Here is a 9,700-nt window from a genome sequence, read left to right on the forward strand (position 1 = left end):
AAGAATAATGACATCGTAAAGGTTTGGGTTCACAGGAAATAGCTGCTTGGATTTCGAAACGACAATTATCGCATCTTCTGAGGGTATTACCCTAGGGCTTCACTCGGACAATACGTATTGGAAACGCTTCTCACTCTGGGCAATCTGCTCATTCAATAGCCAAAAAAATCAGTGGGCAAAAAATATGAGCACTTCTTCTGTGAGCCTTGAACAGCTTCAACAGACGCTTGACGCTATCAGTCAATCTCAGGCGATGATCGAGTTTGATACTGACGGCACCATTATCAATGTAAACGATAATTTTGCCTCGGTGACGGGCTACCCAGCCGCAAAACTGATTGGTCAGCATCACCGTTTGTTTGTCGATGCAGAGTACGCGAAGTCTCGTGAATACCAGCAATTTTGGGCTTCCCTACGAGCGGGCGAGGCGCAGACTGGCGAGTTTTGTCGCTATTCCGCCAGCGGTGAACCGTTCTGGATTCAGGCGGCTTATAGCCCGGTTTTTAATGACGCGGGCGAGGTTATTCGAATTATCAAAGTGGCCTCGGATATTACCGCCCAGAAAAAAACCAATATGGATTATCAGGGCCAGATTGAGGGCATTAATGCCTCGCAGGCGGTGATTCAATTTGAAGTAACGGGCAAGATTATTACCGCTAATCCCAATTTCCTTGCGGCGATGGGCTATGAGTTAAAGGAGATTGTAGGAAAGCATCACCGTATTTTTGTCGACCGTGCGTATTCCGAGTCAGCCGATTATCAAGATTTTTGGCGCAACCTTTCAGAAGGTAAGGCCAGTGTGGGTGAGTTTAAGCGCTTTGCCAAAGACGGCAGCGAAATTTGGATTCAAGCCTCTTACACCCCGATTCGCGATCTGAGCGGCAAGGTGGTGAAGGTGGTGAAATACGCCAGCGATATTACCGAGCAGAAAAAAGCGGTTGAGGAAGTTGGGCGTTTGATTGCGTCAGCCCAGTGCGGTGAATTGGCCGAGCGCGCTAAAACGACTGGATTTAGCGGCGATAATCTCGCCTTGCTGGAAAATATCAATGCCATGTTAGATGCCGTTACCGTGCCGATTAATGCGGTGTCTAATGTGATGCGAGCCATGTCGAACAATATTCTTACTCAACGTGTTGAAGGCGATTTTCAGGGGCAATTTGCGGAGTTGCAGTCTTTTGTGAATTCTGCGGTGAAGCAATTGGGCGATTCGCTGTGTCAGGTGGCGGATGCGTCTAGCCGTGTTTCTTTGGCCTCGGGTCAGATTGCTTCGACCAGTCATTCGGTGGCGATGGGCGCGGCGGATCAGGCGGCGTCTTTGGAAGAAACCGGTCGATCCTTGGAAAGTCTTTCTGAAGAAACCCGCCGCAATGTGGATAGCACGCGCTTAGCAAAAGAGCGTGCGGGCGAAACTCAGGATCTGGCTAAACGCGGCAGCGAGACCATGAGCCAAATGCTTGAGGCGATGGCGCGGATTAAGTCTGCGGCTAAAGACACTCAGGATATTATTTCTGATATTAACGAAATTGCCTTCCAGACCAATTTGCTGGCGTTGAATGCGGCGGTTGAAGCGGCGAGAGCGGGGGAGGCGGGTCGCAGTTTTGCGGTGGTCGCAGAAGAGGTGAGAAACCTTGCTCTGCGCGCGAAGGCGGCAGCGGATAAAACTCAGGGATTGATTGCGCAGAGTGCAGAATCCGCTGAGGTAGGTGGCAAATTGTCTGGTCAGGTAAACAGCCGCTTTGCCGAGATTATTGATTCATCGTCAATGGTGAATGGCTTGGTAGGCGAGATTTATCACGCCAGCGAAGTGCAAGCCAAGGGCATTGATGAAATCAATAAGGCGATGGCGTTGATGGATAAGGTGGTACAGCGTTCAGCCGCCGATTCGGAAGAGTCTTCAAGTGCGGCGGAAGAGCTGGCCGGTCAAGCGCGAGAGCTGAATGATCTGGTAGCACAGTTTGAGTTGGAGCCAGAGGAGCAATATGCGCCGGCGCATTTTTCTCAGCGGCGTTATGCTTGATCTCGAATTTCATTAATAGAAAGGCGCCAATCGGCGCCTTTTTTTGTACTGCTGGACGAGTGTTTTTACAAAATAGTTTTTACCAATCCCATTTCAGGCGAACAAAGGCATCGCGTCCCATGCCGGGCAATCTTTCGCCAATAGCAATATCGGGATTGGCGGCACGGTTATAGCCGGCCAAGTGATCGGCATAAGATTTGTCGAGCAGGTTGTTCACGCCAACCGCCAGCGTGAGGTCTTTGGCGAGAGTAAAGCTGCTGTGCAGGCTGAGGGTGCCGTAACCCGCAGTGGTTTGCTCTTCATTGGTAACTGACACTTTGTTTTGTTTGCGATACAGGGCATTGATCAGTGAGACCGACCAAGTGTCTGCTTGATATTTAAGCGACAGGGTGAGGTTGTCCGGGGTGATGCGGTAGAGGTTGTCGTCAATATCGCGACGCTCACCACGGGTAATGGTGACAACGGAGCCCAGTGTCCACTGCGGCAGAAATTGCCAGCTGGCTTCCATATCCGCACCGTAGATTTTTGCGCTGGTATTGGCAAAGCGCAGCGGTGTTGGGTCGCCGCCCATATTGGTGCTGACCATAACAATGGCGGGGTTGGTTTCGGGTACGCCCTGAATGTAGTTGTCGATATTTTTCCAATACAGGCGTGGAGAAATCATCAGCTTGGAGCGGTTAAGGTCAAAGCCGATTTCCAGTTCGTGGGAAACTTCAGGCTGAAGATCGATGGTGCCAACGTGGTTATTACCATCGGCCAGTCCGGCGGTGGATTGCATTGGCATCCACAAGTAGCGTTCTTGATAGGCCGGTGCGCGGCTTTTTCTGGCAATGCCAGTATAAAAGGTCAGTTCGTTGCTGATGGCGGTATAGATTTTTGCCACGGCATCAAACAGGTCGTCGCGCTGTTTACGGTTGGCATTGTTAAAGTTGTCGCGCAGCGTGGCTACCATCGGATTCATCATCGCCATGCTGGTGTTTACGGTATCCGCATTGGTTTCCACTTGGGTGGCGCGCAGGCCGAGTTCAAGTTCGATGCCTTCCTGCAGAGTGAATTGGGTTTCTGCAAACACGCCCATTAAATCACGCGAAATGTCATTGAAATTAACCGAGTAAAACATCGCGTTATTGGGGTTGCTGATGTCGGAATTATGGATGCTGTTGTGAACATCCAGTCCGGCTTTCCAGCTTAATCCCGCCAGATTTTGGCCTAGTGAAAATTTGCCGCTTTGGGTGTCTGAGCTGGTTTCATTGCGGCGCCATCTGCTCATGTCGGCAGGGGCACTGCGCAGATGATAATTGGTCATGCCGTGTTCGATATTACTGTTGGCAAGCTGCGCCTGCATTTGCCAATGCGAGCCTAGATAGCTCCACGCCAGTTTTTGTTTTTCGCCATCGACATAGAGAATGTCCATAGGCAGGGCGGGGGTGCCGCTGTCATTGGTTTCGTTGCGAGTGGCGTCCAGGCTGATGACATGATTGCCAAGTTGAAGGCTATACCCTAAATCGTAGCGTTGGCGCTGATACTCGGTGGGGGTGATGGTGGCGTCGGCGGATTTTTGGTCGTCGCCAGATTCGGTAAGTGCGGCAATATGCAGTTTGTGCTGATTGTTTGCCACGGCGGTGGTGATGGCGCTTACCCAGCCTTTGCCATTACTTTGTGCGCCGGTATAGAGGCGTCCGTGGTTTTCCCAATCACTATTTTCCGTAAAGCTGCCGTGCCACGTTTCTGCTTCTATTGCGCCGCCAATGGTTTCCTGACCGGCTGACACCGGTGCGATGCCGCGAAAAACAACAAAGTTTTCCAGTAGTGCCGTGGGCGCGTAATGCAGTGGTGGGTCCATCCAATTTGGGCCGCCGGGGCTGATTGCAAGACCATCTACATTGACGTGCACGCGGCCGCCGTACATGCCGCGATATTGGGGAATGCCGGTTAATGCACCATTTTTGTTGACGCCGCCGCCGGGAATGCGACGCATCAGTTCGGCGGTGTCGGGCATGGCAACAGTGAGATTGCTGCGATCCAGCACGACTTTTTCTCGACTGCCCTGCACAGTCACTTCTTCAACATGGTCGGCAAAAGCGGGGGTGGAAATAAGCAGGAGGGCGGGTATAAGCCGGGTGTTGCGATTCATGGCGTTATCTCATTATCTGTTCAGCAATTTGTGCGGCGGGAATTTTAGCGGGATGAGCGGAGAATGAGATGTGACATATTGTCGCAGTGGGCGTGCGCGGGCACAAAAAAGGGCGCCGAAGCGCCCTTTGATATTCAAGCCTGTTGTTTTGGCTTAAACGATTTTCTTCATTTCAGTCATGTAGCTGCGCAGTTGGCGGCCAATAACTTCAACGGGGTGGTTGCGGATTGCGGCGTTCACAGCAATCAGCTCAGCATTGTCTACGCCGTTGTCTTTCACGTTGATACCTTTGCCGATAACGTCGGTCGACATTTTCGCCATGAAGTCTTTCAGCAGTGGACGACAAGCGTGATCGAACAGGTAGCAACCGTATTCAGCGGTGTCAGAAATAACTACGTTCATTTCGTACAGTTTACGGCGCGCAATGGTGTTAGCGATCAGCGGCGTTTCGTGCAGAGATTCGTAGTAGGCTGATTCTGGTTTCATGCCGGCCGCAACCATGCACTCAAACGCCAGCTCAACCCCGGCTTTAACCATGGCAACCAGCAGGATGCCGTGATCATAGTACTCTTGCTCTGCAATGGGTGCGTCGGTAGATGGGGTTTTCTCGAACGCGGTTTCCGCGGTGGCGGCGCGCCAGCCCAGCAGGTTTTTGTCGTCGTTCGCCCAGTCTTCCATCATGGTGGTGGAGAAGTGACCGCTGATGATGTCGTCCTGATGCTTTTCGTACAGTGGACGCATGATGTCTTTCAGCTCTTCCGCCAGATCGAAGGCGCGGATTTTCGCAGGGTTGCTCAGGCGATCCATCATATTGGTGATGCCGCCGTATTTCAGACCTTCTGTTACTGTTTCCCAGCCGTACTGGATCAGCTTAGAGGCGTAGCCGGCTTCAATGCCTTCCGCAACCATTTTGTCGAAGCACAGAATGGCGCCAGTTTGCAGCATGCCACACAGAATGGTCTGCTCGCCCATTAGGTCAGATTTAACTTCGGCAATTGGCGATGATTCCAGAACGCCGGCGCGGTCGCCGCCAGTACCAGAAGCCAGTGCCTTGGCAATAGCCATGCCTTCGCCTTTGGGGTCGTTCTCACGGTGAACGGCGATCAGTGTGGGCACACCAAAGCCGCGCTTGTATTCTTCGCGTACTTCGGTGCCGGGGCATTTTGGACACATCATCACTACAGTGATGTCTTTACGGATTTGCATACCTTCTTCAACCAGGTTGAAGCCGTGTGCGTAATCAAGGCAGGCGCCTTCTTTCATCAGTGGCATAACCGCAGTTACAACAGGAGTGTGCTGCTTGTCTGGAGTCAGGTTCATGACTACGTCGGCGGTTGGAATCAGTTCTTCGTAAGTGCCAACGGTGAAGCCGTTTTCGCTGGCGTTTTTCCAGCTTTGGCGTTTCTCTTCAATGGCGCTAGCGCGCAGTGCGTAGGAAACGTCCAGGCCAGAGTCACGCAGGTTCAAACCTTGGTTCAGACCTTGGGCGCCACAGCCAACGATGACGATTTTCTTGCCTTTCAGGTAGTCGCAACCATCAGCGAATTCGCTGCGATCCATAAAGCGGCATTTTGCCAATTCTTCCAACTGCAGGCGCAGTGGCAAGGTGTTGAAGTAGTTCTGGCCCATGGCGGACTCCTATTGATTTGGGTTTGTCGGGCGGGAGCTTTTCCCACAATGGCGCGCACTTTAACAGGACTGCGTTATTGCGGAAAGTGATATATGAGTTACGCTGTGTTGCGTTAAGTGCAATAATTCTGCGTATGAATACCAAAGACTTAGAAATATTTATCAGCTTGGCGAACACCCTGCATTTTGGCAAAACCGGTGAGGTGGTGCATCTCAGTGCCTCGGCGGTAAGTCGAGCCGTGCTTCGTTTGGAAGAGCAGCTGGGCGCGGTACTGTTTGAACGGGATAACCGAAGGGTGATGTTAACCCCGGCGGGACAGGAGTTTTTGGCCTATGCTGAGCAGGCGCTGTTGAACTGGCAGTTGGTGCAACAACGTTTGCACAGTGAGGGCGAAGCTCTACAGGGCGAGTTGAGTGTATTCTGCTCGGTCACCGCTTCTTATAGTGTGCTGAATCGTATATTGGAAGTCTTTCGTCAGCGCTATCCGGGCATTGAGTTGAAGCTGCATACCGGGGATCAGGCCGATGCGGTAGAGCGGGTCGCTGAGGGTAGTGAAGATGTGGCGGTTACTGCCATGCCTAAGCAGCTTTCCAATCGCCTTCAATATTTGGATTTAACACGTTCTCCCTTGCGTTTGTTAGTGCCCAATATTCCCTGTGTAGTGAGCGAGCAAATTGCGGCGGTGGGCGGCAGCCTTACGCGCGATGTGTTGGCGGACTTGCCTTTTATTCTCCCTGAACGTGGGGTGGCGCGTAGTTATGTTGAGTCGTGGTTTAAGCAGCAACAGCTTAAGCCGCGGGTTTATGCGCAGGTTTCCGGTCATGAAGCGATTGTTAGCACCGTCGGTTTGGGCTTGGGTATAGGCATCGTGCCGGAGTTGGTGTTGGCGACCTCGTTTTTGCGTGAGCGAGTAAGAGTGGTGCCCGTTGAGCCGGCCCTGCCAGCCATGGAGATTGGCTTGGTGGCCTTGCAGCAGCGTATGAGTAATCCCCAAGTTAAGGCGTTTTGGGATTGTGCTGAATCCACCTACCGCGAGCAGCCTTAATTGCGCCGTGGGCGCGACAATAGCCGGGGCATCTATTATGATGGTCACCCCATTTTCATCGACATGGCCTTTAATAAATGAGTGATAAACCAAACGTAGATGCGGAAAACGAAGATAACTCGGCGAAAAACCGGGTGACCCTCGATGAAGCCCTGCTGCTGATTGATGATCACGAAGAAGAAATTTCCGAGAACGGTAAGACCGTGCGTCGGCGGGGTATTTTTCTATTGCCGAATCTATTTACCACTTCGGCCTTATTCGCGGGCTTTTTTGCCATTATTTCGGCAATGAACGGCCAGTATGAAAATGCGGCGATGGCAATTTTTGCGGCGATGATTTTCGATGGTCTGGATGGCCGCGTTGCGCGTTTGATGAATGCGCAAAGTAAATTCGGCGCAGAATACGACAGCCTTTCCGATATGGTGTCCTTTGGTGTGGCGCCGGCGCTGGTGGTGTTCTCGTGGGGCTTGTCAGTACTGGGCAAGTTTGGCTGGATGGTTGCCTTTCTTTATGTTGCTTGCGCGGCGCTGAGGTTGGCGCGCTTTAATACCCAAATTGATACCGCAGACAAAAATTACTTTACCGGTCTGGCCAGTCCGTCAGCGGCGGCGGTTATGGCTGGCTTGGTTTGGGTTTGCTCGGAAGAGGGCTTGATCGGTGCAGAGCTGCCCTTCGAGCTCTCTGTGGTTGCCGGTGTGCTGATGGCGATTATCGGTTTCCTAATGATTGTAAACGTACCCTACAGCAGCTTTAAGGGCGTCGATTTTCGTGGTCGTGTCCCCTTTGTGGTGATGATTGCTATTGTACTTGTGTTTGCCTTGGTGTCTCTCGATCCGGCTCGTGTGCTGCTCGCGGCAGCCTTGATCTACTCTCTGTCTGGCCCCGCTTTGGCCATGTATAAGCGGTTTTAATGCGGGTGTTGTAACAAATCGGCAAGCGGGGCGTCTTACGTATGTGTTTAATAACTTACTTAACTGGACGCTCCCATGCTAATTCGCCAAAAGCCAGATATTCCCTCTAGCGAAATTACTTCTGAATCGAGCTACCTAAACCGTCGGGGTTTTATTAAAGCCTCAGGTCTTGGCTTGGCCGCTGTGGGCTTGGCGCAACGGGGGTGGTCAGCCCCCGGCGATGAGCTGAGTTTTAAACCGGTTAGCCCCTCGGCAGATAATCCCTTCTATACCAGTGAGGATCTGACGCCGTTTCAGGATGCGACTCACTACAATAACTTTTATGAGTTTGGCACCGATAAAACCGACCCTGCGCGCTATGCAGGCAGCTTAAGCACATCCCCTTGGTCGATTGCGGTTGAGGGGGAAGTCGCCAAGCCGGGAACCTATCACCTTGAGGATTTGCTGAAAGGCGTAGATATAGAAGAGCGGATATATCGCTTGCGCTGTGTCGAGGCGTGGTCAATGGTGATTCCGTGGTTGGGTTTTCCCCTTGCTGATTTGATAAAGCGGTTTGAGCCTACTTTAAACGCCAGATATATCGAGTTCGAAACGCTTGTGCGCCCTGCGGAAATGAAAGGCCAGCGCTCCCGGTTCTCAACCATAGACTGGCCTTACCGGGAAGGCTTGCGTATGGATGAAGCCATGCACCCCTTAACTTTTTTGAGTGTGGGGGCCTACGGCAAAGAATTGCTCGGCCAGAATGGCGCGCCGATTCGTTTGATTGTGCCGTGGAAATACGGCTTTAAAAGCATTAAGTCGATCGTAAAAATCCGTTTCACGGATCAGCAGCCGCAAACCAGTTGGCAAGGCATAGCGCCAAATGAATATGGCTTTTATGCCAATGTAAACCCGGATGTTGATCATCCGCGCTGGAGTCAGCGCTATGAGCGTCGCCTACCTAGCAGTCTATTAAAACCAAGCCGGATCAAAACCCAGATGTTTAATGGCTATGCTGATCAGGTTGCCTCGCTCTATAAGGGCATGAACCTGCGCCGCTTTTATTGAGTTGGCTCGCTATGGATTTACGTCAGTTTGAGCGCCGCTTGGGTAAGCCGCTGCTCTTTATTGTAAGTTTGATCCCTCTGGGGATGCTGGTGTGGGCTGCGTTACAAAATCAGCTTGGTACTGATCCGGTTAAAACCCTGATTTTGGAAACGGGCGAGTGGGCGCTGCGCTTCTTGATTCTCACCTTGGCGGTGAGTCCTCTAAAAGCATGGTTTGCTTGGACGGTGGTGATTCGCTATCGGCGTATGCTCGGCCTTTACGCTTGGTTTTATGCCAGCATCCACCTGCTAATTGTGTTGACCTACTTGTTTGGCTGGGACTGGGTGATTGCTAAAGAGGAGTTGGCAGAGCGACCTTATATCTTTGTCGGTTTTGCTGCGTGGCTATTGATGGTGCCTTTGGGGCTGACATCTAATAACTATGCTATTCGAAAACTGAAGAAAAACTGGAAGTCACTACATAAATTGATTTACCTCATTGCCGTGTTGGCATGGCTGCATTTAGCCTGGCAAATCAGGGCCAGTTATCTCGAAGCCTTGGTTTATGGATTGATCATTTTTTGTCTATTTTTTCAGCGACTTAAAAAAGTTTACAAAAGGTGTTGACTCCTAAAAGCGGATCTCTATAATGCGCGGCTCTCGAGTGCTGCAGCCACTTGGTTGGGACAGAAGTCCTGCTGAGAAGAGCGATTTGAAGTGGCGGTCGAGACTGCAAAAAGTTTTAAAAAACAGCTTGCGGGATTTGAGGAAGTGTGTAGAATACGCGTCCTCGCTTCGGGGGAAGCCCTGAAGGAAATCAACGCTCTGGCAGCGTTGAGTTGTTTAAAAAGATAGATCAGATAATTCGTGTGGGTACTTGTTGATGGATATGTGACACATATATTCAGAAGTAAGTAACTCGTACAATTCATGAATTT

General features: G+C 51.4%; 7 protein-coding genes. 5 read left to right on the forward strand and 2 right to left on the reverse strand.

The genetic code is table 11. The annotated features are described in order from the left end of the window. The first annotated feature begins 184 nt into the window (after positions 1-184). On the forward strand, positions 185-2,017 hold the full coding sequence (locus IB286_RS07970; protein WP_190764266.1) for a methyl-accepting chemotaxis protein: 1,833 nt from the start codon (positions 185-187) through the stop codon (positions 2,015-2,017). 79 nt (positions 2,018-2,096) lie between these two features. Here the strand turns inward: IB286_RS07970 and IB286_RS07975 are convergent, their stop codons facing one another. Next, the gene (locus tag IB286_RS07975) at positions 2,097-4,151 is read right to left on the reverse strand and encodes a TonB-dependent receptor (protein ID WP_190764268.1); all 2,055 of its coding nucleotides are present in this window, start codon (positions 4,149-4,151) and stop codon (positions 2,097-2,099) included. Positions 4,152-4,304: 153 nt separating this feature from the next. After that, the gene (gene ilvC, locus IB286_RS07980) at positions 4,305-5,780 is read right to left on the reverse strand and encodes a ketol-acid reductoisomerase (RefSeq protein ID WP_190764270.1); all 1,476 of its coding nucleotides are present in this window, start codon (positions 5,778-5,780) and stop codon (positions 4,305-4,307) included. Positions 5,781-5,914: 134 nt separating this feature from the next. Between ilvC and ilvY the strand changes: the two genes are divergently transcribed. From ilvY to IB286_RS08000, 4 genes are all read left to right on the forward strand, one after another. Beyond that, complete coding sequence (gene ilvY, locus IB286_RS07985; RefSeq protein ID WP_190764272.1) at positions 5,915-6,826, forward strand: HTH-type transcriptional activator IlvY; 912 nt, start codon at positions 5,915-5,917, stop codon at positions 6,824-6,826. Between the two features lie 77 nt (positions 6,827-6,903). After that, the gene (gene pssA / locus IB286_RS07990) at positions 6,904-7,737 is read left to right on the forward strand and encodes a CDP-diacylglycerol--serine O-phosphatidyltransferase (RefSeq protein WP_190764274.1); all 834 of its coding nucleotides are present in this window, start codon (positions 6,904-6,906) and stop codon (positions 7,735-7,737) included. A gap of 75 nt (positions 7,738-7,812) precedes the next feature. After that, complete coding sequence (msrP, locus tag IB286_RS07995; RefSeq protein WP_190764276.1) at positions 7,813-8,784, forward strand: protein-methionine-sulfoxide reductase catalytic subunit MsrP; 972 nt, start codon at positions 7,813-7,815, stop codon at positions 8,782-8,784. A gap of 11 nt (positions 8,785-8,795) precedes the next feature. Further along, positions 8,796-9,389 (forward strand): protein-methionine-sulfoxide reductase heme-binding subunit MsrQ, encoded by a 594-nt coding sequence (locus IB286_RS08000; protein WP_190764278.1) that lies wholly within the window; start codon positions 8,796-8,798, stop codon positions 9,387-9,389. The last annotated feature ends 311 nt before the right edge of the window (positions 9,390-9,700 follow it).

The organism is Spongiibacter pelagi (genome assembly GCF_014705705.1).
GTDB lineage: Bacteria > Pseudomonadota > Gammaproteobacteria > Pseudomonadales > Spongiibacteraceae > Spongiibacter > Spongiibacter pelagi.

Bases quoted from the DNA above. Each gene is read 5' to 3' on its own strand.
- ilvC (WP_190764270.1), bottom strand. From the start codon at position 5,780: ATGGGCCAGAACTACTTCAACACCTTGCCACTGCGCCTGCAGTTGGAA.
- pssA (WP_190764274.1), top strand. From the start codon at position 6,904: ATGAGTGATAAACCAAACGTAGATGCGGAAAACGAAGATAACTCGGCG.
- IB286_RS07975 (WP_190764268.1), bottom strand. From the start codon at position 4,151: ATGAATCGCAACACCCGGCTTATACCCGCCCTCCTGCTTATTTCCACC.
- ilvY (WP_190764272.1), top strand. From the start codon at position 5,915: ATGAATACCAAAGACTTAGAAATATTTATCAGCTTGGCGAACACCCTG.
- msrP (WP_190764276.1), top strand. From the start codon at position 7,813: ATGCTAATTCGCCAAAAGCCAGATATTCCCTCTAGCGAAATTACTTCT.
- IB286_RS08000 (WP_190764278.1), top strand. From the start codon at position 8,796: ATGGATTTACGTCAGTTTGAGCGCCGCTTGGGTAAGCCGCTGCTCTTT.
- IB286_RS07970 (WP_190764266.1), top strand. From the start codon at position 185: ATGAGCACTTCTTCTGTGAGCCTTGAACAGCTTCAACAGACGCTTGAC.